Source organism: Serratia sp. SA088 (assembly GCF_049065515.1).
GTDB classification, from domain to species: domain Bacteria; phylum Pseudomonadota; class Gammaproteobacteria; order Enterobacterales; family Enterobacteriaceae; genus Serratia; species Serratia nematodiphila.
In genome coordinates, this window is the sequence record NZ_JBAKGW010000005.1 from 51,517 (window position 1) to 77,658 (window position 26,142).

Sequence of the window (26,142 nt, forward strand, 5' to 3'; positions counted from 1 at the left end):
CCCAAATTGCATAAGCTAAAACTGCACGGCTTCAACAACCTGACCAAGAGCCTGAGTTTTTGTATTTACGATATTTGTTACGCCAAAACCGCGGACGATCGCGACGGCTATATCGCCTACATAGACGAACAATATAACGCCAACCGGTTAACCGAGATCCTGAGCGAAACCTGCTCGATCATCGGCGCCAATATTCTGAACATCGCGCGTCAGGACTACGAGCCGCAGGGCGCCAGCGTCACCATCCTGGTCAGCGAAGAGCCGATCGATCCGAAAGACGTCGATACGTCGGAACACCCCGGTCCACTGCCGAATACGGTCGTCGCGCACCTGGACAAGAGCCATATCTGCGTGCACACCTACCCGGAAAGCCATCCGGAAGGCGGGTTGTGCACCTTCCGCGCCGATATCGAGGTCTCGACCTGCGGCGTCATTTCGCCCCTCAAGGCGCTGAACTACTTAATTCACCAGTTGGAATCCGACATCGTCACCATGGACTATCGCGTGCGCGGTTTTACCCGCGACGTGAACGGCGTGAAACATTACATCGATCATGAGATCAATTCGATCCAGAACTTTATGTCGGAAGACATCAAGGCGCTGTACCACATGATGGACGTGAACGTTTACCAGGAAAATATCTTCCATACCAAGATGTTGCTGAAGGACTTCGATCTGAAGCACTACCTGTTTAACGCGGAGCCGGAGGCGTTGAGCGCCGCCGAACGCAAGCAGATCACCGATCTGTTATGGAAAGAGATGCAGGAAATCTATTACGGCCGCAATATTCCGCATCTGTGATGGAAAGGGCGCGGCACGCCGCGCCCTGATGCTTAGTACTTCAGCATGAAAGAACGATAGGCTTTCAACACCAGCAGGAAATCCTCAACGCCGCAGAATGAGAGGCTTTCTTCGTCGTAATAGTTCATCCCCTCTTCCATTTCATCGCCCTCGAACTCCAGCTGATTGGCGCGGATCATCACTTCTTCACCATCCATCAGCAGCGTATATTCATGGCCTTCCAGCTGCCATTGACGCTCGCTGCCTTTGACCTCGGCCGCACCGGCTTCAATGCGGTCCAGCAGGTTGAAATCGCCTTTGACTTCTTCGTTGATCCAGTGGCCAATCGCCTCATGCCCCATCGAAAATCTGACGATCACCTGACCGGTGACGTCACGCAGAAATTCGTAATCCATAGCATGCCCTCCTGAGCCCTTTTTCTTAGTGTAAACATAAATGGCGGACTAACTCAGTGAGCGCTCGCAAAGTTGGCAACTGAGCAAAATAAAACGGGAGGCCAAGGCCTCCCGTTAAACAGTTGCGCAATATAGCGGCTTAAACGGCGGTTTGGAAGATCACGCCGTCGGCTTTTTCGGTGTACTGCCCCAGCTGGTCAAAGTTCAGGTAGCGGTAGGTATCCGCCGCCGTCTTGTCGACCTGCGCCATATAGGTCTGGTACTCGTCCGGCGTCGGCAGGCGGCCCAGCAGGGACGCTACCGCGGCCAGTTCGGCAGACGCCAGATAGACGTTAGCGCCGGTGCCCAGACGGTTCGGGAAGTTACGGGTTGAGGTGGAAACCACCGTCGCGCCGTCCGCCACGCGCGCCTGGTTGCCCATGCACAGTGAGCAGCCCGGGATCTCGATACGCGCGCCGCTCTTGCCGAAGACGCTGTAGTAGCCTTCTTCGGTCAGCTGAGCCGCATCCATCTTGGTTGGCGGCGCCACCCACAGACGGGTCGGCAACTGGCCCTTGTGCTGATCCAGCAGCTTGCCGGCCGCGCGGAAGTGGCCGATGTTGGTCATGCAAGAGCCGATGAACACTTCATCGATCTTGCTGTTGGCCACGTCGGACAGCAGGCGTGCGTCGTCAGGATCGTTCGGCGCACACAGGATCGGCTCTTTGATCTCGTTCAGATCGATGTCGATCACCGCTGCGTATTCCGCATCCGCATCGCCTTCCAGCAGTTGCGGATCCGCCAGCCATTTTTCCATGCCCTGAATACGGCGCTCCAGCGTACGGCGATCGCCGTAGCCTTCGGAGATCATCCACTTCAGCAGCACGATGTTGGAGTTCAGGTACTCTTCGATCGGCGCCTTGTCCAGCTTGATGGTACAACCGGCGGCGGAACGTTCGGCGGACGCATCAGTCAGCTCAAACGCCTGCTCGACCTTCAGATCCGGCAGGCCTTCGATCTCCAGAATGCGGCCGGAGAAGATGTTTTTCTTGCCCTTCTTCTCGACGGTCAGCAGACCTTGCTGGATCGCGTAGTAAGGGATGGCGTGCACCAAATCGCGCAGGGTGATGCCCGGTTGCATTTTGCCTTTGAAGCGCACCAGCACCGACTCAGGCATATCCAGCGGCATCACGCCGGTCGCGGCGGCAAACGCCACCAGGCCGGAACCGGCCGGGAAGGAGATGCCGATCGGGAAGCGGGTGTGGGAATCGCCGCCGGTGCCGACGGTGTCAGGCAGCAGCATGCGGTTCAGCCAGGAGTGGATCACGCCGTCGCCCGGGCGCAGCGAGACGCCGCCGCGGTTCATGATGAAATCAGGCAGCGTGTGGTGCGTGGTCACGTCGACCGGTTTCGGGTACGCGGCGGTGTGGCAGAACGACTGCATGACCAGATCGGCGGAGAAGCCGAGGCAGGCCAGGTCTTTCAGCTCATCGCGGGTCATCGGGCCAGTGGTGTCCTGAGAGCCGACGGAGGTCATCTTCGGTTCGCAGTATTCGCCAGGGCGAATGCCGGCGACGCCGCAGGCGCGGCCGACCATTTTCTGCGCCAGCGAGAAGCCTTTGCTGCTGGCGGCAACCGGTTTGGCGATGCGGAACACGTCGCTGTGCGGCAGGCCCAGCGCTTCGCGCGCCTTGGTGGTCAGGCCGCGGCCGATGATCAGCGGGATACGGCCGCCGGCGCGCACTTCATCCAGCAGCACGTCGGTTTTCAGCTCGAAGTTGGCGATCAGCGCGCCGGTTTCGTGGTTGCGCACTTCACCTTTGTACGGGTAAACGTCAATCACGTCGCCCATGTTCAGCTCGGACACGTCCACTTCGATCGGCAAAGCGCCGGCATCTTCCATGGTGTTGAAGAAGATAGGCGCAATCTTGCCGCCCAGCACCACGCCGCCGCCGCGCTTGTTCGGCACGTGCGGGATGTCGTCGCCCATGAACCACAGCACCGAGTTGGTGGCGGATTTACGGGAGGAGCCGGTGCCGACCACGTCGCCGACGTAGGCCAGCGGGAAGCCTTTCTTGTTCAGCAGCTCGATCTGTTTGATCGGGCCGACGCTGCCAGGCTGATCCGGCACGATGCCTTCACGTTCGTTTTTCAGCATCGCCAGCGCGTGCAGCGGGATGTCCGGGCGCGACCAGGCGTCCGGCGCCGGAGACAGGTCGTCGGTGTTGGTTTCGCCGGTGACTTTGAACACGGTGACGGTGATCTTTTCCGCCAGCTCCGGGCGCGACAGGTACCATTCGGCGTCGGCCCAGGACTGCATGATCTGTTTGGCGTGCGGGTTACCGGCCTTGGCCTTCTCTTCCACGTCGTAGAAGTTGTCGAACATCAGCAGCGTGTGGGACAGCGCTTTGGCGGCGATCGGCGCCAGCTTCTCGTTGTCCAGCGCTTCGATCAGCGGATGAATGTTATAGCCACCCTGCATGGTGCCTAACAGTTCAATGGCTTTCTCGGGGGTAACCAGGGGGGATGTCGCTTCACCTTTGGCGATGGCCGCCAGGAAACCTGCTTTGACGTAGGCGGCTTCGTCGACGCCCGGTGGAACACGGTTAATCAGCAGGTCTAACAGGAATTCTTCTTCGCCTTTTGGCGGATTCTTCAGTAGTTCGACCAGCGCGGCCATTTGGGTGGCGTCTAGCGGCTTAGGGGCGATGCCCTCAGCAGCACGCTCGGCTACGTGCTTACGGTATTCTTCTAGCACGACGTTCTCCTCGCTCTCATTGTCATTTATTGTGCCTGGCGTATATGCAAACCGGGTTTATACCCTTTGGGTTTCACTCTGTGGCTAGGCGATCGGCCCGTAAAGGCCCCGAAACGGTGATTGGGGCAAACAAGCACGGTCAAACAGCGTTACAGCATGAAAGACTGATGGGTAGAGCGCACGGCGATATTGATGCCATCTATCCTGACGGGGCACTGCTGTCGATGTCCTGGACTGTAAGGTACAGTGCCCGGTTCCGCTCAGCCAGCATATCAGGATTTGAAACGGTTGTTAATTCGTTCACATAAAAGCAACATTAAATCTTTGCTGAATCGTTGAGCGCAGCGTAATCGGCTGCCGGACTAGCAGGACATTATATCCATATAATTAGGGTGGATATAAGCATAAGGATCGGAATTTGGCGCAGCGGCCACAAAAAACCGCGTTCTGCATCTGAGCAAAAAAAAACGGCCCCTTTTCAGGAGCCGCTTGATGACCGGTCAAACCAGCAGAATTACTTCTTCTTGGCTTTCGGGTTAGGCAGATCGGTGATGCTGCCTTCGTAGATTTCCGCCGCCAGGCCCACGGATTCGTGCAGGGTCGGGTGAGCGTGGATGGTCAGCGCGATGTCTTCCGCGTCGCAGCCCATCTCGATAGCCAGACCGATTTCACCCAGCAGCTCGCCGCCGTTGGTGCCGACAATCGCGCCACCGATGATGCGGTGAGTTTCTTTGTCGAAGATCAGTTTGGTCATGCCGTCTGCACAGTCGGAAGCGATCGCACGGCCGGAAGCCGCCCACGGGAAGGTGGAGGTTTCGTAGCTGATGCCTTTCTCTTTCGCTTCTTTCTCGGTCAGACCCACCCACGCCACTTCCGGCTCGGTGTAAGCGATGGATGGGATCACTTTCGGATCGAAGTAGTGCTTCATGCCGGCGATAACTTCTGCGGCGACGTGGCCTTCGTGCACGCCTTTGTGCGCCAGCATCGGCTGGCCGACGATGTCGCCGATGGCGAAGATGTGCGGCACGTTGGTGCGCAGCTGTTTGTCGACGTTGATAAAGCCACGCTCGTCAACTTCAACACCGGCTTTGCCGGCATCCAGCAGTTTGCCGTTCGGCACGCGGCCGATCGCCACCAGCACCGCGTCGTAACGCTGTGGTTCTGCCGGCGCTTTTTTACCTTCCATCGTGACGTAGATGCCGTCTTCTTTGGCTTCTACCGCGGTCACTTTGGTTTCCAGCATCAGGTTGAACTGCTTGCTGATACGTTTGGTGAAGACTTTCACCACGTCTTTATCTGCCGCCGGGATAACCTGATCGAACATTTCAACCACGTCGATCTGTGAACCCAGCGCATGGTATACGGTGCCCATTTCCAGGCCGATGATGCCGCCGCCCATAACCAGCAGACGCTCTGGGACGGTTTTCAGTTCCAGCGCATCGGTAGAATCCCACACGCGTGGATCTTCATGAGGAATGAATGGCAGTTGGATCGGACGAGAACCTGCGGCGATGATGGCGTTGTCGAAGTTGATGGTGGTTGGGCCGTTTTCGCCTTCCACAACCAGGGTGTTAGCGCCGGTGAACTTGCCCAGGCCGTTGACCACTTTCACTTTACGGCCTTTGGCCATGCCAGCCAGACCGCCGGTCAGCTGAGTGATGACTTTTTCTTTCCAGACGCGCACTTTGTCGATGTCGGTTTTCGGCTCGCCGAAAACGATGCCGTGTTCGGCCAGCGCTTTGGCTTCTTCGATCACTTTGGCAACGTGCAGCAGTGCTTTGGAAGGGATACATCCCACGTTCAGGCAAACCCCGCCCAGAGTGGAATAACGTTCAACCAGAACGGTTTCAAGACCTAAGTCAGCGCAACGAAAGGCTGCAGAGTAACCTGCCGGGCCCGCCCCAAGTACCACGACCTGAGTTTTAATTTCAGTACTCATCATGACCTCTTAATTGATTGTCCGGCGGGTCAGACGTCATTTTTATTGCTAATCGATCTCATAACGCCCTTCATCCACCGGGACGCTTACACCGCGAGCAGTTTACAGAATTGTTAATAATCTGCAAAGCGTGTTCGAGTGACCCGTGTCTCAACAATTTTGTCGAGTTATGCAAAATCCGACAAAACTGCTACAGAATCGTCAGGGGCGCAGCATGCTGCGCCCCTTTTGCATTACATCACCAGACGGCGAATGTCGGACAACATGTTGTTGATGATGGTGATGAAGCGCGCACCATCGGCACCGTCGATAACGCGGTGGTCGAAGGACAGCGACATCGGCATCATCAGGCGCGGCATGAACTCTTTACCGTTCCAGACCGGCTCCATCGCAGACTTGGAGACGCCCAGGATAGCCACTTCCGGCGCGTTGACGATCGGCGCGAAGTGAGTCGTCCCGATACCGCCCAGGCTGGAGATGGTGAAGCAGCCGCCCTGCATCTCGCCCGCGGTCAGCTTGCCGTCGCGCGCTTTCTTGGAGATGGTCATCAGCTCGCGAGACAGCTCGGTGATGCTCTTCTTGTTCACGTCCTTGAACACCGGAACCACCAGGCCGTTCGGGGTATCTACCGCCACGCCGATGTTGATGTATTTCTTCAGCGTCAGCTTCTGGCCATCTTCGGACAGCGAGCTGTTGAAGCGCGGCATCTGCTCCAGAGCGGCAGCAACGGCTTTCATGATGAACACGACAGGCGTGAACTTCACGTCCAGCTTGCGCTTGGCCGCTTCTTCGTTCTGCTGCTTGCGGAACGCTTCCAGATCGGTGATGTCGGTTTTGTCGAAGTGAGTCACGTGCGGGATCATCACCCAGTTGCGGCTCAGGTTCGCGCCAGAGATCTTCTGGATGCGGCCCATTTCGACTTCTTCGATCTCGCCGAACTTGCTGAAGTCCACTTTCGGCCATGGCAGCATGCCCGGCAGACCGCCGCCGGCAGCAGCCGGGGCCGCTTCAGCGCGTTTCACCGCGTCTTTCACGTAAGCCTGAACGTCTTCGCGCAGGATGCGGCCTTTACGACCGGTGCCTTTCACTTTCGCCAGGTTAACGCCGAATTCACGCGCCAGACGACGAATGACCGGAGTCGCGTGCACGTAGGCCGCGTTCTCGGCGAACTCGCCTTTGTCTTCAGCTTTCGCAGCCGGAGCGGCGGCTTTAGCGGCGGCCGGCGCCGGCGCAGCGTCCGCTTTAGCGGCTGGCGCGGCGGCAGCGGCAGGCGCAGCGCCTTCCACTTCGAACACCATGATCAGGGAGCCGGTTTTCACTTTGTCGCCGGTCGCGATCTTGATCTCTTTCACGGTGCCCGCGAACGGCGCTGGCACTTCCATAGAGGCCTTGTCGCCTTCCACGGTGATCAGAGACTGCTCGGCGGCAACCTTGTCGCCTACCTTGACCATCACTTCGGTCACTTCGACTTCGTCACCGCCGATGTCCGGCACGGCGACGTCTTTGGCCGCAGAGGCCGCAGGCGCTGCAGCGGCAGCCGGTGCTTCAGCCGCAGCCGGGGCGGCAGCGGAAGCGGCGCCGGCCACTTCGAACACCATGATCAGGGARCCGGTTTTCACTTTGTCGCCGGTCGCGATCTTGATCTCTTTCACGGTACCCGCGAACGGCGCAGGGACTTCCATGGAAGCCTTGTCGCCTTCCACAGTGATCAGGGACTGCTCGGCTTCCACCTTGTCGCCCACTTTCACCAGGATCTCGGTCACTTCGACTTCGTCGGCGCCGATGTCCGGCACGGCAACGTCTTTGGCCGCAGCGGCAGCCGGGGCAGCTGCTGCTGCCGCCGGTTTTTCTTCCGCTTTCGCCGCCGGAGCAGCTTCCGCTGCGCCTGCCGCTTCGAAGATCATGATCAGTTTGCCGGTTTCGGTTTTATCGCCGACCGCCACTTTGATCTCTTTCACCACGCCCGCCTGCGGGGAGGGCACTTCCATGGAAGCCTTGTCGCCTTCCACGGTGATCAGCGATTGTTCCGCTTCAACTTTATCGCCGACCTTCACCAGAATCTCGGTGATTTCGACTTCATCTGCACCGATGTCCGGTACGTTGATTTCGATAGACATTATTCAGTACCTCTTAGGCCAGACGCGGGTTAACTTTTTCCGGGTTGATGTCGAATTTCTTGATTGCGTCAGCAACCACAGAAGCTTCGATCTCACCGCGTTTAGCCAGTTCACCCAGAGCAGCAACCACCACGTAGGACGCATCGACTTCAAAGTGGTGACGCAGGTTTTCGCGGCTGTCCGAACGACCGAAGCCGTCGGTGCCCAGTACGCGATAATCGCTGGCCGGCACATAAGTACGAACCTGTTCGGCGAACAGTTTCATGTAGTCGGTAGAGGCTACCGCCGGCGCGTCGTTCATCACCTGAGCGATGTAAGGCACGCGTGGCGTTTCGGTTGGGTGCAGCATGTTCCAGCGCTCGCAATCCTGGCCGTCGCGCGCCAGTTCGGTGAACGAGGTCACGCTGTAGGTGTCGGAACCCACGCCGTAGTCCTTCGCCAGGATTTGCGCAGCTTCGCGCACGTGGCGCAGGATGGCGCCGGAGCCCAGCAGCTGCACCTTGCCTTTGCTGCCTTCCAGCGTTTCCAGCTTGTAGATACCCTTGCGGATACCTTCTTCCGCACCCTGCGGCATCGCAGGCATGTGGTAGTTTTCGTTCAGCGTGGTCAGGTAGTAGTACACGTTTTCCGGGTTGTCGCCATACATGCGCACCAGACCGTCGTGCATGATCACCGCCACTTCGTACGCGTAAGCCGGATCGTAAGAGATGCAGTTAGGGATGGTCAGAGACTGAATGTGGCTGTGGCCATCTTCGTGCTGCAGACCTTCGCCGTTCAGGGTAGTACGGCCCGAGGTCCCGCCGATCAGGAAGCCGCGCGCCTGTTGGTCGCCCGCTGCCCAGCACAGGTCGCCGATACGTTGGAAACCGAACATCGAGTAGTAGATGTAGAACGGAATCATCGGCAGATCGTTGGTGCTGTAGGAGGTCGCTGCGGCCAGCCAGGAAGAGGCTGCGCCCAGTTCGTTGATGCCTTCCTGCAGGATTTGGCCTTTCTCGTCTTCTTTGTAGTAAGCAACCTGCTCACGGTCCTGCGGGGTGTACTGCTGGCCGTTCGGGCTGTAGATACCGATCTGACGGAACAGACCTTCCATACCGAAGGTACGCGCTTCGTCGGCGATGATTGGCACCAGGCGATCTTTGATCGACTTGTTCTTCAGCATCACGTTCAGGGCACGCACGAAGGCGATAGTGGTGGAGATCTCTTTGTTCTGCTCTTCCAGCAGCGAGCTGAAATCTTCCAGCGCCGGCATTTCCAGCTTCTGGGTGAACTCCGGCAGACGGGTAGGCACGTAGCCTTTCAGCGCCTGGCGACGTTCGTGCAGGTATTTGTACTCTTCGGAATCTTTCTCGAAGGTGATGTACGGCAGTTTTTCGATGTCAGCATCGGCAACCGGCACGTTGAAACGATCGCGGAAGTGGTGAACCCCTTCCATGTTCATTTTCTTCACCTGGTGAGCGATGTTTTTACCTTCCGCGGTTTCACCCATGCCGTAACCTTTGATGGTGTGGGCCAGGATAACGGTCGGTTTGCCTTTGGTGTCCTGCGCTTTTTTCAGTGCAGCGAAGATTTTCTTCGGATCGTGACCACCACGGTTCAGCGCCCAGATTTCGTCGTCGGTCATGTCTTTGACCAGCGCCGCGGTTTCCGGGTAACGGCCGAAGAAGTGCTCGCGCACGTAAGCGCCGTCTTTGGATTTGAAGGTCTGGTAGTCGCCGTCCAGGGTCTCGTTCATCAGCTGAACCAGTTTACCGCTGGTGTCTTTGCGCAGCAGCTCGTCCCAACGGCCGCCCCAGATCACTTTCAGCACCTGCCAGCCTGCGCCGGAGAAGATGCCTTCCAGTTCGTTGATGATCTTGCCGTTACCGGTGACCGGGCCGTCCAGGCGCTGCAGGTTGCAGTTGATGACGAACACCAGGTTGTCCAGCTTCTCGCGGGTGGCGATGGTGATGGCGCCTTTGGATTCCGGCTCATCCATCTCGCCGTCGCCCAGGAAGGCGTAAACGGTCTGCTCAGAGGTGTCTTTCAGGCCGCGGTGTTCCAGGTATTTCAGGAACTTCGCCTGATAGATGGCGCTGATTGGGCCCAGGCCCATGGATACGGTCGGGAACTGCCAGAATTCCGGCATCAGCTTAGGATGCGGGTAAGAGGACAGGCCGTTGCCGTGCACTTCCTGACGGAAGTTGTTCATCTGTTCTTCGGTCAGGCGGCCTTCAAGGAAGGCGCGCGCGTAAACGCCCGGAGAGATGTGGCCCTGGAAGTAGACCAGGTCGCCGCCGTCTTTCTCGTTGCGTGCGCGGAAGAAGTGGTTAAAGCAGACTTCATAGAAGGTCGCGGAAGACTGGAAGGAAGCCATGTGGCCGCCCAGCTCCAGGTCTTTCTTGGATGCGCGCAGAACGGTCATGATCGCGTTCCAACGGATCGCAGAGCGAATGCGGCGTTCCAGATCCAGGTTGCCTGGGTAAGCCGGTTCGTCTTCTACCGCGATGGTGTTGACGTAGTTGTGCGCTGCAGCACCGGCCGCAACGTTAACGCCGCCTTTGCGGGCTTCTCCCAATACCTGATCAATCAGAAACTGAGCTCGCTCAACACCCTCTTCACGGATGACCGATTCGATCGCCTGCAGCCAGTCGCGGGTTTCGATCGGATCCACGTCATTGTTTAAACGTTCTGACATGGTGGTATTCCTTATCTGTCTAATGGTTTGTTTGGAGCCTGTCTTCCTGTGTTCTGTGCCAAAACACACGAAGACAGGCCCATCAGTTTAGTTGCCGCTTAAGTACTTAACTAAGTACCTCGAACTTAACCCCCGCAGGCTGGTGTACCCTGAAGAGGACAGCTCTTAATCCTTGCGTTGCTGGAGACGCCGCAGCGATCTCTCGCGCCGAGTATGCTCCCGGCTGAGATCCAGCAAGATTTCCTCGATAAACGCCAAGTGGCGATGCGAGGCTTCACGGGCCTTTTCCGGCTCGCGTGCCACAATCGCCTCAAAAATTCCGGCGCGGTGGCTGCTCACTTTTGCCAACATCTCACGGCGCGAGTAGAGCAATTCAAAGTTCTGACGCACGTTCTGTTCCAGCATCGGCCCCATGCAGCGTAGCAGGTGAAGTAACACAACGTTGTGAGCGGCTTCGGTCACGGCGATTTGATACTGCATGACCGCATCGGCTTCGGCGTCGAGATCGCCGCTGTCTTGAGCCTGTTGAATCACGATGTGGCAGTCGCGGATGCGCGCCAGATCTTCATCGGTGCCGCGCAGCGCCGCGTAATAGGCGGCAATGCCTTCCAGCGCGTGACGGGTTTCCAGCAGATCGAACTGTGATTCGGGATGGTCGGCCAGCAGCTCGGCCAGCGGATCGCTGAAGCTCTGCCACAGATTAGTTTGCACGAAGGTGCCGCCGCCCTGACGGCGCAGGAGCAGCCCTTTCGCTTCAAGGCGCTGAATGGCCTCTCTCAGAGAAGGACGGGAGACATCAAATTGTTTCGCCAGCTCGCGCTCCGGAGGCAGTTTTTCGCCTGGGCGCAGTGTCCCCTCGAGGATCAGGTATTCGAGCTGTTGCTCGATAACATCTGACAACTTGGGTTGGCGGATTTTGCTGTAGGCCATGAGTGAATTCTTCTCTGCGAATGGCGCGGAGTCAATTGGTAATACCAATTTCAAAAACGTGACGGTAAAGTAACAAAGTATTCACCTCCTGTCCATACGGGCCTTGATCGAAATCAGGTTACCCGCACATTTTAACACCCCGCTGAAAACCCCGCTGCAAACCGGTAACGCCGTGATGGTATTACCATTTACGCGGCGGGTTGGGGATTTAACTTTTACCAAACCTTACGCAAGGCAGAGTGCAAACTTTTTGCCCGAGTTTTATTGCATGGTTATTACGCTTTAATGAATGGCTATTTGGCGAGCAGCGCAACGGCGATTCGTTCATTATTTGAACGCGACCCACCGTTCAGATCTACGTTATTTTTGCGCATTATGTGATTTGTTGCTTATTTCATGCACTGAATCCCCCCTGCCGTCACACAACCCGCATTTTGTTTCCTAAACTGCTGCAATCTTAATCACTCACACGACAAAGCAGGTGCAAACCGACGCGCATAACATTATTCTCTGCCAAACGGTAGCGGCGCCGTGGAATTAATAGCTATAACGCCGTAAATAAAACAAAACACACATCGTAACCACTGCTTTACAGGCAGGTGGGCATTCACAACGACAGAGGGTTAGATTGATGGATGGTCAACAGCATGGTGACCAGCTGAAGCGCGGCCTGAAAAACCGCCATATTCAGCTCATCGCCTTAGGTGGCGCAATCGGCACCGGGTTATTTCTCGGTATCGCTCAAACAATAAAAATGGCCGGCCCGTCAGTGCTCCTCGGCTACGCCATCGGCGGCTTCATCGCGTTTCTGATCATGCGCCAGCTGGGGGAAATGGTGGTGGAAGAGCCGGTCGCCGGCTCCTTCAGCCACTTCGCCTACAAATACTGGGGCAACTTCGCCGGCTTCGCCTCCGGCTGGAACTACTGGGTGCTGTATGTCCTGGTGGCGATGGCGGAGCTGACCGCGGTCGGCATCTACGTGCAGTACTGGTGGCCGGAGATCCCCACCTGGGTTTCCGCCGCGGTATTCTTCCTGGCGATCAACGCCATCAACCTGGCCAACGTCAAAGTTTACGGCGAGATGGAGTTCTGGTTCGCCATCATCAAAGTGGTGGCGATTATCGGCATGATCGTGTTCGGCGCCTACCTGCTGTTCAGCGGCATGGGCGGCCCGGAAGCCACCGTCACCAACCTGTGGGCGCAGGGCGGGTTCTTCCCGAACGGCGTCATGGGCCTGGTGATGGCGATGGCGGTGATCATGTTCTCCTTCGGCGGCCTCGAGCTGGTCGGCATCACCGCCGCCGAAGCCGACAACCCGCAAAAAAGCATTCCGAAAGCCACCAATCAGGTGATCTACCGCATCCTGATCTTCTATATCGGTTCACTGGCCATTCTGCTGTCGCTGTACCCGTGGGGCAAAGTGGTCGAAGGCGGCAGCCCGTTCGTGCTGATCTTCCACGCGCTGAACAGCAACCTGGTGGCGACCGTGCTGAACATCGTGGTGCTCACCGCCGCGCTGTCGGTCTACAACAGCTGCGTCTACTGCAACAGCCGCATGCTGTACGGCCTGGCGCAGCAGGGCAACGGCCCGAAAAGCCTGCTGAAGGTCGATGGCCGCGGCGTGCCGGTGGTGGCCATCGGCATCTCCGCCCTCGCTACCGCGCTGTGCGTGCTGATTAACTACCTGATCCCGGGCCGCGCCTTCGAACTGCTGATGGCGCTGGTGGTGTCGGCGCTGGTGATCAACTGGGCGATGATCAGCCTGGCGCACCTGAAGTTCCGCGCCGCCAAAAACCGCGAAGGCGTGGTGCCGAAGTTCAAAGCGTTCTGGTACCCGTTCAGCAACTACCTGTGCCTGCTGTTCATGGCCGGCATCCTGGTGATCATGTACCTGACGCCGGGTATTCAAATCTCGGTGCTGCTGATCCCGGTGTGGGTGGCGATCCTGGCCGTCGGTTACGCCATCAAACAGCGCAGCCAACGCGTCGACGGCGTCACCAGCCGTTGAATCCCATGACCGCGCAATAAATAAAACGGCCCGCAGATGCGGGCCATTTTTTTGCCTGAACGCCGCTTACTTACGCAGCGCTTTCACCTGCTCGGCGGTGATATCCGCCGGCAAACCGCCCCAGGTCACACGCAGGTAATTCACCAGCTCGGCCACGTCGGCATCGCTCAGCCGCTCACCGAAGCCCGGCATGCTCTGCATGCTTTCACCGTTCGGGAACTGCTGGGCCGGCAGGCCATCCAGCACCGACACGATCAGATTCTTGCCGTCCGCCTGGCGCAGCGTGGCGTTATCGCGCATCGCCGGCGCGACGTGCGGTTTGCCCTCGCCTTCGCGCGCGTGGCAGCCGGCGCACTGATCCAGATAGGTCATGCGCCCGGCATCGCTGCCCTGGCCCACTGTTACCGGCACTGCCGCCGGCGGCTGCTCGCCCATCAGATACAGCGCCAGCGCCTGATGGTCTTGCGGCGTCAAATGACGGGTGCTGAGATCCACCACCATATGCATTTCACTGAAGGCGGAACCCTGCGGCGCAAGGCCGGTGCTGAGGAAGCGGCTGACGTCCTGCGGCGTCCAGCCGCGCTGCGCCAGGCCATGCGGCGTAATGTCCGGCGCCATGAAGCGGCCAAGATCGCCGCCCTGCATCGGCTTGCCGAGATCCATCTGCCCCAGCGCGCCGCGTGGCGTGTGGCATTCACCACAGTGGCCCAGCACATCGGCCAGATAGCGGCCGCGCTGCCATTGCGGCGAGCTGCCCTGCGAACTGGCCGGCAGCGGATCCTGGCTGCGGAACAGCAGATTCCAGCCGATCAGCGCCATGCGCTGGTTGAACGGGAACGGCATCTCGTTGGCTGGAATGGCCACGTCTACCGCCGGACGCGTCATCAGGTAAGCATAGATGTCATCGGCATCCTGACGCGAAATGCCCTTGTACGAGGTGTAAGGCATCGCCGGGTACAGGTGCCGCCCGCCCGGCGCCACGCCCTGCGTCAGCGCCAGGAAGAAGTCGTCCTTGCTCCAGCGCCCGATGCCGTGATCGGCCGACGGCGTCAGGTTGCTGCCGTAAATCGTGCCGAACGGCGTGTCCAGCGGATAGCCGCCGGCCAACGGCGCCCCGCCGCTGGCGGTATGGCAGGCGGCACAGTCGGCGGCCTGCGCCAGATAGCGGCCGCGGGCGATCTGTTCGGCGCTGGCAGTCACCTGCTGCACCGGGCCGTCGTAACGGCGGTTTTCCCGCCACCACAACAGCGCAATCACCACGATCGCCACCAGCAAAATCAACCCTGCGAGACGTTTTTTCATTGTGCCGTCTCCTTCAGCAGCCCCGGCGTTTTCAGCACCACGTCGCGCACCGCTTCGTAGTAACGCACGTAGCCGGTGCAGCGGCAGATGTGGCTGTCCAGCGCCTGCTCGATGGCGTTTTCCAGCTGATCGCGGGCAATCGGCTCACGCTTGAGCTTTTCCACGAAAATGGTGGCGGCATTGACGAAGCCCGGCGTGCAGTAGCCGCACTGGAAGCTGTAGTGCTCCAGAAACGCCTGCTGGATCGGCGACAGCTCAACCACCTCGCCCTGTTCGTCCACCTTGGCGTGGCCCTCGACGGTGCGCACTTTCTTGCCGTTGAAGAAATGCGCGCCGGTGATGCAGGTACGCACCTCTTCGCTGGTGCCGCTCGGGTGATCGACGATCGCCACGCAGGCGTGGCAAATGCCCTGCCCGCAACCGAGGCGAGAACCGGTCAGATCGAGATACTCGTGCAGGAAATCGATCATCATCAAGCCTTCCGGCACCTCGATCGGGCCGTACGGTTTCTCGTTGATAGTCAGGGAGATCGGCTGGGTTTTAATGCTCATTGTAATACCTCACGAATATTTTCTGCACGAACGGGCAAATCACGGAAACGGTGGCCGGTGGCGTCGGCGATGGCGTTGACCAGCGCGGCCACGATCGGGATCATCACCACTTCCGCCATGCCTTTCGGCGGATCGGTTTCCGACAGCGCCGGCAGGATATCGCCGCTCTGTTTCCACACCGCCACGTCGCTGGCGCGCGGCAGGTGGTAACGGTTGAAGTTCCAGGTACCGTTGCCCGGGCCGTCTTCGTACAGCGGTAAATATTCGTGCAGCGCATGGCCGATGCCCATCGCCAGCCCGCCCTGCAGCTGGCCGGAAACCAGTTCCGGCACGATCAGGTTGCCGCACTCCATGATCGAATGGTGATTCAACAACTCCACCTGGCCGGTGGCGATATCCACCGCCACTTCCGCCAGCGTGCCGACGGCGCTGTAGTAGGTCACTGCCGCATTGTTGCGCTGGGTCGGCGGGTAGTAGACCTGCCCGCGCGCCAGCGGCTTGAATTCACCGTTGGCATTGCGCAGCGCCATGCCGTCGATCGGCAGGCGCTCGCTTTTGCCGTTCAACGTGAAATCGGCCTCCGCCCACTGCCAGCGGTTGAAGACGTGCACCGCCGCGCCGGTGACGCCGCCCATCTGATAAGCCGTCTTGGCCAGCAGCTCGAGGCTCAGCACCGACATGCCCGCCGCCGTCAGGCCGCCTTCGACCCAACGCGCATCTTCGCGCCGCACCACCAGCGGCGCCGCCTGGCCGCCGCCGATGCCGGCCTGCCACAGCGCCATCGCCGCCGGCCACAGGCCGTGATCGAAGATCAGGCGCGCCGCTTCGCGGGTGCTGTGCGAGAAGTAATAGGCCGAATTGCTGGCGCTCGACGGCGAACAGTAGCTCGGCGTCCAGTTGGGGTTGGTTTGCAGCTTGTCCTGCTCCTCCTGCGACATCAGGTAAGGATCGCCGCTGGTGACCATCGGCAATACCGACCAGTCGGTGACCGAGAAGTGGGCTTCGTCGGCCGGTTTGCCCAGCCACTGCGCGCACAATACCGACTGCGAGGTCGACATGCCGGTGCCCATCTCCGCGCCGCTGTGATGCAGCGTGATGCGGCCATCTTCGCTCAGCTCCACCCGGGCGAACGAGGTTTCCGCCCCGGTGCCGAAGTCTTTCTGCACGCAGCCGAAGCCGACGCCATAGCGCTTGCCGGGATGGCGGCTCTCAAACTCGGCCTTGCGTTCGGCGCGCTTGAGCCACATCTCGTGCTTCGCCGCCTTCTCCAGCACTTCATCGGCGCGGATCGCACCGGCCGGGATCGCCCCCTGGGTGTTTTTCATGCCGGATTTCAGCACGTTGCGCAGGCGAAACTCGATCGGGTCGATCTTCAGCTCGGCGGCCAGCTCATCCACCATCATCTCGGTGGCGGCCATGCTCTGTAGCGTGCCGTAACCGCGCGCCGAGCCGGCGTCGATGGCGCGTGAGGCCAGCCCGACCGACGACAGATCGCTTTTCGGGAAGTAGTAAATCGACTGGGCGGCGGTTGCGCCGACCATCACCACCGAAGGGGTAAAGTTGCTGCGGCCGCCGCCGTCCGCGGTCATGTCACCGAGGAACGACTGCATGACGCCGGTTTGCTTATTCACCGCGATGCGGTAGTTCATGTCGAACGCATGACGCTTCAGCGCCGTCTGGAACTGCTCGAAGCGATCATTGGCCAGGCGCACCGGGTGGCCGTCGCCGTACATCGCCGCCACCGCGCCGTAATACGGGAAGTTATAGTGATCTTTCGAGCCGTAGCCCACGGTGTAGCACGGGTGCAGGATCAGCTGTTTCACCGGCGGATTGCGCTTGGCCAGCATGCGCGGCATCTCGTCGGCCACTTCCTGCGGCGACTGAGTCGGCACCACCAGATGCAGGGTTTGCGTCTGCGCGTCGAACCAGCCGTTGGCGTTGTCCGGCTCCAACGCCGAGGTGTCGATCGACTGCGTGGTGTAGCGGCGCGACATTACCAGCCAGTCGGCCGGCGGATTCGCCAACTCGTCGGCGATCAGGCCCGCATAGCGCATGCCTTCCTGATCCAGCTTGCCGCCCTCGCGCCCTTCCGGCCACACCGGCAGGTGTTTTTTCATCGATACCGGGAAGATCGGCGTATCCTTCAGGCTGGAGAAGCGATCGTCGTCGAACGGCTGTTCTCCCCCCACCCGCACGTAACGGAAACTGCCCCAGGGATCGCGCTCCAGCGGGCCGGTGACCGCGCCGTATTTGATGGTTTCCTCACGGAATTTCAGCTTGTCCTTGGCGAAGCGGAAACGGGCGAAGTCGTGATAGATCAGGATCGCCACCGCCTGGCCGAGATAGGCAGGGGTTTTGCCGTTCGGCAGCAGCATGTCGTCACCGTAGAACGCCGGAAAGGCCAGGCCATCGCGCGCCAGATCTTCCGCCGTCACCAGGCGATCGGGCTGCAGATCGTCCCCCAGCAGCGACAGATCGACCCCTTCGAACAGCCGGTCGGCTTTGGTCACGCGCAGAATGAAGGCGTGCGCCTGTTTCTGCGGCCAGTGCGGCATGTCCACCGCGCGAATATCGCGTGCGAACACCTTCTGCCCCATGACCTTGGCGCGGCCGTCGATACGGAAACGGACGCGCTTGGCCTGCGGATCCCAGTTGGGTGACTGGAGGATTTTTTGCTCGAACAGCGCGGCGTAGGCGCGGCTGTACAGGGGGGCGAGGTACACGGAGACCCCCGCAATCACGGCGCTTTTGATAAAGCGGCGCCGCGACGGGTTGAAATTGCTCATAAGTAAGTCCTTCACGTCTTTCTTGTAATTGGTTTTTGTGCGCGGTGTTGTTGCGCAAACGCTGACGACCTTGCCGTAGACGTCATAAGCATATGCTTATAACTAAAATTATGTGATGATTAACAGGCTGTTTTCAACAAAAAAACATTTACAAAACACAGGTAGTTTGTAGGCTAATAAATAATTTGCGCAAACGCGGACTTCAACCATGACCACGGGCATTGTCATTACCGCCGCCGGACGCGGAGAGCGCTTTATTCAGGCCGGCGGCCAGGGCAACAAATTGAACGCCGGGTTTGCCGATGCGGCGGGCGAGCGGCGTTCGCTGTTCGAGCACACCCTATGCCAGGCGCTGGCCTCCGGCCTGCCGGTACAGGTGGTGACCCGGCCGGATAATCTGCCGGTACTGGCAGCCTGCGCCGCCAACCAGGTGCCGGTCACCCTGCTCGCCAGCGCGGGCCTCGGCGACTCGATCGCAGCAGGCGTTGCGGCCACGCCGCACTGGCAGGGCTGGCTGATCCACCTGGCCGATATGCCATTCGTCGGCGCCGACGTTTTCCGACGGGTGGCGGATGCCTTACGGCAGCACCCGATCGTGCGCCCCTGTTATGCGCAACAGCCCGGTCACCCGGTCGGCTTTTCCGCCCGATTGCGCAAACCACTTTGCCAACTGCGCGGCGATAATGGCGCGCGTGAACTGCTGCAAGGCGCGGCAGTCCACCTGCTGCCGCTTGAGCACCCCGGCGTCGTGCGGGATATTGATCTTCCATCGCAACTCCCGGCCAGCGAGTAAATTCACCTATGCAACATCTTGATGTCACCGTGGTCAGCCAGGCGATAAGCTGGCTGCAACAACAGCCGGTTTGGTTATGCACCGTGCTCAGCACCTATGGCTCTTCGCCGCGCTCGCCGGGCGCGTTGATGGCGGCGACCCGCGACGGCCGCTACAGCGGCTCATTGTCGGGCGGGTGCGTGGAGGAGGACTTTCTGCGGCGCGTGGCCGCCGGGGAGTATCAGGCGGCCAGCCAGGTGATTCGTTACGGCGAAGGCGGCATGACGCCCAACGTGGCGCTGCCGTGCGGCGGCGTGCTGGACGTGCTGATCGAGTATCTGCCGGCGGGAGAAGCCAGCGTCGCTTACCTGCAGCGCATCGCCGGCGCGCTGGAAGGGCATCATGCGTTGCTCAAACGCCTGACGCTGCCCCACGCCTGCCACAGCCTCGAGCAAAGCCACTTCACCAGCGCCACTCAGGTCGAACGCCGGCTCGAGCAGATTACCCTGCACATCGCGGCCGCGCCGCGCCTGCTGATCGCCGGGCTGTCCAGCGTGGCGCTGTACTGCGCCGATTTCGCCGTGGCGCTGGGGTTTGAGGTGCTGGTGTGCGAGAACCGCCCGGAGGCGCTGGACAACTTCGCCGCCGAGCTGAAGCCCGGCGTGACGCTGCTGCGCCAGTTTCCGGCCAAGTTCATCGAAGAGGGGGGCTGCCACGCCAATACCGCCGTCGTGGCGCTGACCCACGATCCGCGCATGGACGATCTGACGCTGATGGAAGCGATCCACACCCCGGCGTTTTATATCGGCGCCATGGGCTCGCTCAGAAACAGCGCGCGCCGGCGCCAGCGGTTGCAGCAGATCGCCGAGTTCACGCCGCAGGAGCTGGAACGCATCCATGCGCCGATCGGCCTGCCGCTCGGCAGCAAAACCCCGGCGGAAATCGCCCTGGCGGTGATGGCGGCGATCGTGCAGCAAAAAAACCGGCTGCCGGCCGCCGACGGGATCAGTGCAGCGGCACCACCGGCACCAGATGCTGCAGCTCCAGGTGCAGCTCCTCTTTCCCGCTCAGCGAATAGCTGAACACCGTCATGTCCGGCCCGTCGCCGCGGGCCAGCCCCATTTCGGGCAGCACCTGCGTGTAGATTTGAATGATGTGATCATTGAGCGCCACCGGCTTGCCGGAATAGCGAAAACGGCAAAACTCGCCGTGGATCTCCGGCAGCGGCTCCAGCGCCACGCCTTCACGCAGCGGGTAGTCCGCCGTCACGCCCAGGGTATAGTCGACCCTGACCCGCTCGCCGTCCGGCACCAGTTGGGTAAACGAATAGATTTGCGCCGGACGCTCGCCCAACAAAGTGTAGAACTGCGCCCGCAGCGCGCTGCGCTGCGGCAGATGCGACTTATCCAACTTTTCGATATCCAGGTGATAAGCGTACTGTTTGCCGTGAAAGGCGTATTGCCCTCTGGCGATGCTGACGCGTTCGACCTGAATATCGCCGGGCTGGCTGGCCGCCAGCGAACGCACCAGATTGCTGAAGTCCTGTTTGCGGGCATGACGATACACGCTGGGCGATTCGGCGAAATGTTTCTTGAAACAGCGCGAGAACGTCTGCTGGTTATCGAATTGATATTCGACCGAAATATCGAGGATGCTCTTCTGCGTGAAACGCAAGGCGAAGGCGGCGATGTAGAGGCGGCGAGCGCGAATGTAGGAAGCTAACGATAATCCGGTCTGCTTCTTGAACATGCGCTGCAGGTACCATTTCGTATAGCCTGACTTGGCGGAAACGATATCCAACGACAGCGGATTGGTCAGGTTATCTTCAATCCAGACCAGTAACTCCCTGATGTGACTTTCCTGCGTGCCCATGTGCTTGCCGAACCTTATGTTGCCGATATTCCATTAGTCGAATTTTAGTGCTATTCGCGTAGGGTATACAGGTTAAAACTCGACGTCCAGCAAGCTACAGGACTTTACACAATCCCCTCCACCGCCCGCGAGCGGTGGAGGGGGAGCAGCGATTATTTCAGGCAGCTGGAGCACTGACCGGCCTGGATCTTCTGGAAGAAGTCATTGCCTTTGTCATCCACCAGGATAAACGCCGGGAAATCTTCCACTTCGATTTTCCAGATCGCTTCCATGCCCAGTTCAGGGTACTCCACGCACTCCAGGCTCTTGATGCTCTGCTGCGCCAGCACCGCCGCCGGGCCGCCGATGCTGCCGAGGTAGAAGCCGCCGTGCTTGTGGCAGGCATCCGTCACCTGCTGGCTGCGGTTGCCTTTCGCCAGCATGATCATGCTGCCGCCGTGAGATTGCAGCAGGTCGACGTAGGAATCCATACGCCCGGCGGTGGTTGGCCCCAAGGAACCGGATGCATAGCCTTCCGGCGTTTTAGCCGGGCCGGCGTAGTAAATCGGGTGGTCCTTGACGTACTGCGGCAGGCCTTCACCGCGATCCAGACGCTCTTTCAGCTTGGCGTGCGCGATATCGCGGCCGACGATGATGGTGCCGCTCAGCGACAGGCGGGTGGAAACCGGGTACTGCGACAGCTGTTTGAGGATCTCGGCCATCGGGCGGTTGAGATCGACCTTGATCGCCTCGCCCTCCCCGGCCTGGCGCAGCTCCTGAGGAATAAATTTACCCGGATTGTGCTCCAGTTTTTCCAGCCAGATGCCGTCGCGGTTGATCTTGCCTTTGATGTTGCGGTCCGCCGAGCAGGAGACGCCCATGCCGACCGGGCAGGAGGCGCCGTGGCGCGGCAGGCGCACGACGCGGATATCATGTGCGAAGTATTTGCCGCCGAACTGTGCGCCCAGCCCCAGGTTCTGCGCTTCTTGCAGCAGTTCCGCTTCGAGTTCCAGATCGCGGAACGCCTGGCCATGCTCGTTACCTTCCGTCGGCAGGCCATCGTAATACTTGGTCGAGGCCAGTTTGACGGTTTTCAGCGTCGCTTCCGCCGAGGTGCCGCCGATGACGAACGCCACATGGTACGGCGGGCAAGCCGCGGTGCCCAGAGTACGCATCTTGTCGACCAGGTAGTTTTTCAGCTTGCCCGGCGACAGCAGCGCCTTGGTTTCCTGATACAGATAGGTTTTGTTGGCGGAGCCGCCGCCCTTGGCGATGCACAGGAATTTGTACTCTTCGCCGTCCACGCTGTAGAGATCGATCTGCGCCGGCAGGTTGCTGCCGGTATTGACCTCTTTGTACATATCCAGCGCGGCGTTCTGCGAATAGCGCAGGTTCTCTTCGATGTAGGTGTTATAAACCCCGCGCGACAGCGCCTCTTCATCGCCGCCGCCGGTCCAGACGCGCTGGCCCTTTTTGCCGACGATGATCGCCGTGCCGGTGTCTTGGCAGGTCGGTAAAATACCCTTGGCGGCGATTTCTGAGTTACGCAGAAATTGCAGCGCAACGTACTTGTCGTTTTCGCTGGCGTCCGGATCTTTGAGGATATCGGCCACCTGCTGTTGGTGCGCCGGGCGCAGCATGAACGAGGCGTCGTGGAACGCATGCTGGGCAAGCAGGGTTAACGCTTCAGGGGCAACTTTCAGAATTTCCTGGCCTTCAAATTCGCTCACGGAAACATGGTCGCGGCTCAGCAGGTAATATTCGGTATCGTCTTTCTTCAGCGGGAACGGATCTTGATAGTGGAACGGTTTATTCGACATTGATCTCTCACTTGCAACATCAGCTGCGTTAAATTCACACTTGCGGCGCGCGACACGGCGCCTTGTCAAAAAACTGCCTCCACCTTACGTATTTTTAATCAGTCAGTTATTGCGCCAAATCGCAAAATAACCGCTCTTTGCGTAAGGAATTACCACAGGCGGCGTTTCAACCTTGCTCGGTGAGAACTGCGGGTACAGGCTCATCATGCACGCTTTATTATCCCGCAGTTAACACATTGATTACAATCCATCGGCAGCGATCGTCTTATCAATGTGGTGAAAAAGCGCCGGATGCGGATTTGCGCCGGGGCATATTGTCAGCCGCCGCGCCATTGCTTAAGCTAGCCGCAATGAACAAACCGAGAATCCCCATCGCGCTGCAACAAGCGGTGATGCGCTGCCTGCGAGAAAAGCTGCAGTTGGCCCGCCAGCATTTTGCCGTCGAGTTCCCCGAACCCAGCATCGTCTATCAGCAACGCGGCACCAGCGCGGGCACCGCCTGGCTGCAAAGCTGGGAAATCCGTCTGAACCCGGTGCTGCTGCTGGAAAACCAACAGCCGTTTATCGATGAAGTGGTGCCGCACGAACTGGCGCACCTGCTGGTGTTTCGCCAATTCGGCCGGGTGGCGCCGCACGGCCGCGAATGGCGCTGGATGATGGAAAGCGTGCTGCTGACGCCCGCCAGCCGCACTCATCGTTTCGAAACCGCCTCGGTGCAAAGCAAAACCTTCCCCTACCGCTGCGGCTGCGGGCAGCACCAGCTCACCATTCGCCGCCATAACCGCGTGCTGCGCGGCGAAAGCGAATACCGCTGCCGCCGGTGCGGTGAAAAACTGAAATTTCTTGCTAGCGAGAACCTTTAGTTAAACGATTTATACGTTAAAACAAGTAAATATCGCCATTTGCCACTGCCGACAAGTTCCGTTACCCTGCCTGCTTTTCCAATTTTGAGCTGTTTTGGAATATGCTTCGCAGAATTTTGTTTATGGCGGTTTTCGCCGCAGGCGCCGCACAGGCGCACGGCATCAATAACTTCTCTCAGGCCAAGACGGCGGCGGCCAAGATTAACCAGGATGCGCCGGGCAGTTTTTACTGCGGCTGCCGCATCGAGTGGCAAGGCAAGAAGGGCATTCCCGATCTCGCCGGCTGCGGCTATCAGGTGCGTAAAAACGCCCAACGCGCGCAGCGCATTGAATGGGAACACGTGGTGCCGGCCTGGCAGTTCGGCCACCAGCTGCCGTGCTGGCAAGACGGCGGGCGCAAAAACTGCAACAAAGACGCCACCTATCGCCAGATAGAAACCGATCTGCACAACCTGCAGCCGGCGATCGGCGAAGTGAACGGCGACCGCAACAACTTCATGTACAGCCAATGGAACGGCGGCGCAGGCCAGTACGGGCAGTGCCCAATGAAGGTGGACTTCAAGAATAAACAGGCGGAGCCGCCCGCCCGCGCCCGCGGCGCCATTGCCCGCACCTACTTCTACATGCGCGATCGCTACCAGCTGCGGTTGTCACGCCAGCAAACCCAGCTGTTTGAAGTGTGGAACCGGCAATATCCAGTGAGCCAATGGGAATGTCAGCGCGAAGCACGTATCGCCAAGGTGCAGGGCAACCACAACCCCTATATTCAACAGGCTTGTCAGCAGCGGAAAAGCTAACCTACTATAGCCTTTATCTTTCATGGCGCCGCCAACCCGCGGCGCCGTTTCGTCAGGATCAGACTACCCATGCGCATACCCCGCATTTACCATCCGCAGCCGTTGACCGACCGGGCGGAGATCGCCCTCAGCGAGGACGCCGCCAACCACGTCGGGCGCGTGCTGCGCATGAGCGCCGGCCAGGCGCTGCAACTGTTCGATGGCAGCAACCAGGTGTTCGACGCCGAAATAATCCGGGTGGACAAAAAGAGCGTGCTGGTGCGCCTCGGCGACGGCCGCGTGGATGACATCGAATCGCCGCTCAACCTGCACCTGGGCCAGGTGATCTCGCGCGGCGAGAAGATGGAGTTCACCATCCAGAAATCCATCGAGCTGGGCGTCAACGTCATCACCCCGCTGTTTTCCGAGCGCTGCGGCGTCAAGTTGGACGGCGAGCGTCTGGCGAAGAAAATCCAGCAATGGCAAAAGATCGCCATCGCCGCCTGCGAACAGTGCGGCCGCAACCGCATTCCCGAAATCCGCGAGGCGATGTCGCTGGAGGCCTGGTGCGCCGAGCAGGACGGCAGCCTGAAACTCAACCTGCACCCGCGCGCCAGCCATAGCATCAACACGCTGCCGCAGCCGGTGGATCATGTTCGCCTGCTGATCGGCCCGGAAGGCGGTTTATCCGCCGACGAAATCGCCATGACCACCGACCACGGATTTACTGATATTCTGCTGGGACCACGCGTGCTGCGTACCGAAACCACAGCGCTCACCGCCATTACCGCTCTGCAGGTCCGCTTCGGCGACCTGGGTTAAAGGAGAAAAGATGATTAAGCTCGGCATCGTGATGGATCCTATCGATTCCATCAACATCAAGAAAGACACCAGCTTCGCCATGCTGCTCGAAGCGCAGCGCCGCGGTTACGAATTGCACTACATGGAGATGAACGATCTCTATCTGCATGCCGGCGACGGGCGCGCACGCACCCGCCTGCTGAGCGTGAAGGAAGACAAGGAGAGCTGGTTCAGCTTCGGCGCCGAGCAGGATCTGGCGCTGCACGAGCTGGACGTGATCCTGATGCGCAAGGATCCGCCGTTCGATACCGAATATATCTACGCGACCTACATTCTGGAACGCGCCGAAGTTAAAGGCACGCTGGTGGTCAACAAGCCGCAAAGCCTGCGCGACTGCAACGAGAAGCTGTTCACCGCCTGGTTCTCGGAACTGACGCCGGATACGCTGGTCAGCCGCAGCGCCGCGCACATCCGCAAATTCCACCAGCAGCACGGCGACATCATCCTGAAACCGCTGGACGGCATGGGCGGCGCGTCTATCTTCCGCGTGAAGCAGGACGATCCTAACCTGTCGGTGATCATCGAAACCCTGACCGAACACGGCAGCCGTTTCTGCATGGCGCAGAACTTCCTGCCGGCGATCAAGGACGGCGACAAGCGCATCCTGGTGGTGGACGGCGAGCCGGTGCCTTACTGCCTGGCGCGCATTCCGGCGCAGGGCGAGACCCGCGGCAACCTGGCGGCCGGCGGCCGCGGCGAAGCGCGCCCGCTGAGCGAAAGCGACTGGAAAATCGCCCGCGCCGTCGCCCCGACGCTGAAAGAGAAAGGGCTGATCTTCGTCGGCCTGGACGTGATCGGCGATCGCCTGACCGAGATCAACGTCACCAGCCCAACCTGCGCGCGCGAGATCGAGGCGGCATTCCCGATTTCGATTACCGGCATGCTGATGGACGCGATTGAAAAGCGCCTGGCGGCGAAGTAATGCGCAATGCGGGCGGCATGCCGCCCGCTGTTCT

The 26,142-nt window shown here is 59.7% G+C and carries 19 protein-coding genes; 8 read left to right on the plus strand and 11 right to left on the minus strand.

From position 1 onward, the window contains the following. The first annotated feature begins 6 nt into the window (after positions 1–6). Complete coding sequence (gene speD, locus ACOWVD_RS14145; protein WP_004937510.1) at positions 7–801, plus strand: adenosylmethionine decarboxylase; 795 nt, start codon at positions 7–9, stop codon at positions 799–801. Positions 802–833: 32 nt separating this feature from the next. Here speD and yacL read toward each other — a convergent pair whose 3' ends face one another. The 6 genes from yacL to pdhR form a co-directional block, all read right to left on the minus strand. Further along, positions 834–1,196 carry a protein YacL gene (gene yacL, locus ACOWVD_RS14150; protein ID WP_004937507.1) on the minus strand — a complete coding sequence of 121 codons (363 nt, stop codon included), beginning with the start codon at positions 1,194–1,196 and terminating at the stop codon, positions 834–836. A gap of 139 nt (positions 1,197–1,335) precedes the next feature. Further along, positions 1,336–3,933, minus strand: coding sequence for a bifunctional aconitate hydratase 2/2-methylisocitrate dehydratase (gene acnB / locus ACOWVD_RS14155; RefSeq protein WP_004937504.1), 2,598 nt, complete (start codon positions 3,931–3,933; stop codon positions 1,336–1,338). Between the two features lie 514 nt (positions 3,934–4,447). Next, entirely contained in the window at positions 4,448–5,872 is a 1,425-nt protein-coding gene (gene lpdA / locus ACOWVD_RS14160; RefSeq protein ID WP_004937500.1) for a dihydrolipoyl dehydrogenase, read from the minus strand. Between the two features lie 233 nt (positions 5,873–6,105). Further along, a complete protein-coding gene (gene aceF / locus ACOWVD_RS14165; protein WP_004937497.1) occupies positions 6,106–7,989 on the minus strand; it encodes a pyruvate dehydrogenase complex dihydrolipoyllysine-residue acetyltransferase in 1,884 nt (627 codons plus the stop codon). 13 nt (positions 7,990–8,002) lie between these two features. After that, entirely contained in the window at positions 8,003–10,666 is a 2,664-nt protein-coding gene (aceE, locus tag ACOWVD_RS14170) for a pyruvate dehydrogenase (acetyl-transferring), homodimeric type (RefSeq protein ID WP_049239913.1), read from the minus strand. A gap of 165 nt (positions 10,667–10,831) precedes the next feature. After that, complete coding sequence (pdhR, locus tag ACOWVD_RS14175) at positions 10,832–11,596, minus strand: pyruvate dehydrogenase complex transcriptional repressor PdhR (protein ID WP_004937490.1); 765 nt, start codon at positions 11,594–11,596, stop codon at positions 10,832–10,834. Positions 11,597–12,227: 631 nt separating this feature from the next. Between pdhR and ACOWVD_RS14180 the strand changes: the two genes are divergently transcribed. Beyond that, positions 12,228–13,604 (plus strand): amino acid permease, encoded by a 1,377-nt coding sequence (locus ACOWVD_RS14180; protein ID WP_004937488.1) that lies wholly within the window; start codon positions 12,228–12,230, stop codon positions 13,602–13,604. Positions 13,605–13,670: 66 nt separating this feature from the next. Here the strand turns inward: ACOWVD_RS14180 and ACOWVD_RS14185 are convergent, their stop codons facing one another. The 3 genes from ACOWVD_RS14185 to ACOWVD_RS14195 are packed head-to-tail and all read right to left on the minus strand — an operon-like array spanning position 13,671 to position 18,243. Further along, positions 13,671–14,906, minus strand: coding sequence for a cytochrome c (locus ACOWVD_RS14185; protein WP_019456079.1), 1,236 nt, complete (start codon positions 14,904–14,906; stop codon positions 13,671–13,673). Further along, a complete protein-coding gene (locus ACOWVD_RS14190; protein WP_063919685.1) occupies positions 14,903–15,457 on the minus strand; it encodes a (2Fe-2S)-binding protein in 555 nt (184 codons plus the stop codon). The genes ACOWVD_RS14185 and ACOWVD_RS14190 overlap by 4 nt, the downstream gene beginning before the upstream one ends. Further along, positions 15,454–18,243 carry a xanthine dehydrogenase family protein molybdopterin-binding subunit gene (locus ACOWVD_RS14195; protein ID WP_015379039.1) on the minus strand — a complete coding sequence of 930 codons (2,790 nt, stop codon included), beginning with the start codon at positions 18,241–18,243 and terminating at the stop codon, positions 15,454–15,456. The genes ACOWVD_RS14190 and ACOWVD_RS14195 overlap by 4 nt, the downstream gene beginning before the upstream one ends. 208 nt (positions 18,244–18,451) lie before the next feature. On the opposite strand from ACOWVD_RS14195, the gene ACOWVD_RS14200 reads away from it, so the two are divergent. Continuing rightward, positions 18,452–19,036, plus strand: a complete 585-nt coding sequence (locus ACOWVD_RS14200; RefSeq protein WP_049239916.1) for a nucleotidyltransferase family protein — start codon at positions 18,452–18,454, stop codon at positions 19,034–19,036. Between the two features lie 8 nt (positions 19,037–19,044). Continuing rightward, positions 19,045–20,097, plus strand: a complete 1,053-nt coding sequence (locus tag ACOWVD_RS14205) for an XdhC family protein (protein WP_049239917.1) — start codon at positions 19,045–19,047, stop codon at positions 20,095–20,097. Here ACOWVD_RS14205 and ACOWVD_RS14210 read toward each other — a convergent pair. Beyond that, positions 20,021–20,887 (minus strand): helix-turn-helix domain-containing protein, encoded by an 867-nt coding sequence (locus ACOWVD_RS14210; protein WP_049239918.1) that lies wholly within the window; start codon positions 20,885–20,887, stop codon positions 20,021–20,023. The genes ACOWVD_RS14205 and ACOWVD_RS14210 overlap by 77 nt on opposite strands. 152 nt (positions 20,888–21,039) lie before the next feature. Further along, positions 21,040–22,686, minus strand: a complete 1,647-nt coding sequence (gene fumA, locus ACOWVD_RS14215) for a class I fumarate hydratase FumA (protein ID WP_004937467.1) — start codon at positions 22,684–22,686, stop codon at positions 21,040–21,042. 350 nt (positions 22,687–23,036) lie between these two features. On the opposite strand from fumA, the gene ACOWVD_RS14220 reads away from it, so the two are divergent. The 4 genes from ACOWVD_RS14220 to gshB all read left to right on the plus strand — a co-directional run bounded on the left by ACOWVD_RS14220 (position 23,037) and on the right by gshB (position 26,108). Beyond that, on the plus strand, positions 23,037–23,549 hold the full coding sequence (locus ACOWVD_RS14220) for a SprT family zinc-dependent metalloprotease (protein WP_004937462.1): 513 nt from the start codon (positions 23,037–23,039) through the stop codon (positions 23,547–23,549). Between the two features lie 101 nt (positions 23,550–23,650). Then, positions 23,651–24,346, plus strand: a complete 696-nt coding sequence (gene endA, locus ACOWVD_RS14225) for a deoxyribonuclease I (RefSeq protein WP_421105637.1) — start codon at positions 23,651–23,653, stop codon at positions 24,344–24,346. A gap of 69 nt (positions 24,347–24,415) precedes the next feature. Beyond that, on the plus strand, positions 24,416–25,147 hold the full coding sequence (gene rsmE / locus ACOWVD_RS14230) for a 16S rRNA (uracil(1498)-N(3))-methyltransferase (RefSeq protein ID WP_004937458.1): 732 nt from the start codon (positions 24,416–24,418) through the stop codon (positions 25,145–25,147). A gap of 10 nt (positions 25,148–25,157) precedes the next feature. Continuing rightward, positions 25,158–26,108 carry a glutathione synthase gene (gene gshB / locus ACOWVD_RS14235; protein ID WP_016930084.1) on the plus strand — a complete coding sequence of 317 codons (951 nt, stop codon included), beginning with the start codon at positions 25,158–25,160 and terminating at the stop codon, positions 26,106–26,108. Positions 26,109–26,142: the final 34 nt, after the last annotated feature.

Coding starts and splice junctions, on each gene's coding strand:
- yacL (WP_004937507.1), bottom strand. CDS start 1,196: ATGGATTACGAATTTCTGCGTGACGTCACCGGTCAGGTGATCGTCAGA.
- lpdA (WP_004937500.1), bottom strand. CDS start 5,872: ATGAGTACTGAAATTAAAACTCAGGTCGTGGTACTTGGGGCGGGCCCG.
- aceE (WP_049239913.1), bottom strand. CDS start 10,666: ATGTCAGAACGTTTAAACAATGACGTGGATCCGATCGAAACCCGCGAC.
- pdhR (WP_004937490.1), bottom strand. CDS start 11,596: ATGGCCTACAGCAAAATCCGCCAACCCAAGTTGTCAGATGTTATCGAG.
- ACOWVD_RS14180 (WP_004937488.1), top strand. CDS start 12,228: ATGGATGGTCAACAGCATGGTGACCAGCTGAAGCGCGGCCTGAAAAAC.
- ACOWVD_RS14185 (WP_019456079.1), bottom strand. CDS start 14,906: ATGAAAAAACGTCTCGCAGGGTTGATTTTGCTGGTGGCGATCGTGGTG.
- ACOWVD_RS14190 (WP_063919685.1), bottom strand. CDS start 15,457: ATGAGCATTAAAACCCAGCCGATCTCCCTGACTATCAACGAGAAACCG.
- ACOWVD_RS14195 (WP_015379039.1), bottom strand. CDS start 18,243: ATGAGCAATTTCAACCCGTCGCGGCGCCGCTTTATCAAAAGCGCCGTG.
- ACOWVD_RS14200 (WP_049239916.1), top strand. CDS start 18,452: ATGACCACGGGCATTGTCATTACCGCCGCCGGACGCGGAGAGCGCTTT.
- ACOWVD_RS14205 (WP_049239917.1), top strand. CDS start 19,045: ATGCAACATCTTGATGTCACCGTGGTCAGCCAGGCGATAAGCTGGCTG.
- ACOWVD_RS14210 (WP_049239918.1), bottom strand. CDS start 20,887: ATGGGCACGCAGGAAAGTCACATCAGGGAGTTACTGGTCTGGATTGAA.
- fumA (WP_004937467.1), bottom strand. CDS start 22,686: ATGTCGAATAAACCGTTCCACTATCAAGATCCGTTCCCGCTGAAGAAA.
- ACOWVD_RS14220 (WP_004937462.1), top strand. CDS start 23,037: ATGAACAAACCGAGAATCCCCATCGCGCTGCAACAAGCGGTGATGCGC.
- endA (WP_421105637.1), top strand. CDS start 23,651: ATGCTTCGCAGAATTTTGTTTATGGCGGTTTTCGCCGCAGGCGCCGCA.
- rsmE (WP_004937458.1), top strand. CDS start 24,416: ATGCGCATACCCCGCATTTACCATCCGCAGCCGTTGACCGACCGGGCG.
- gshB (WP_016930084.1), top strand. CDS start 25,158: ATGATTAAGCTCGGCATCGTGATGGATCCTATCGATTCCATCAACATC.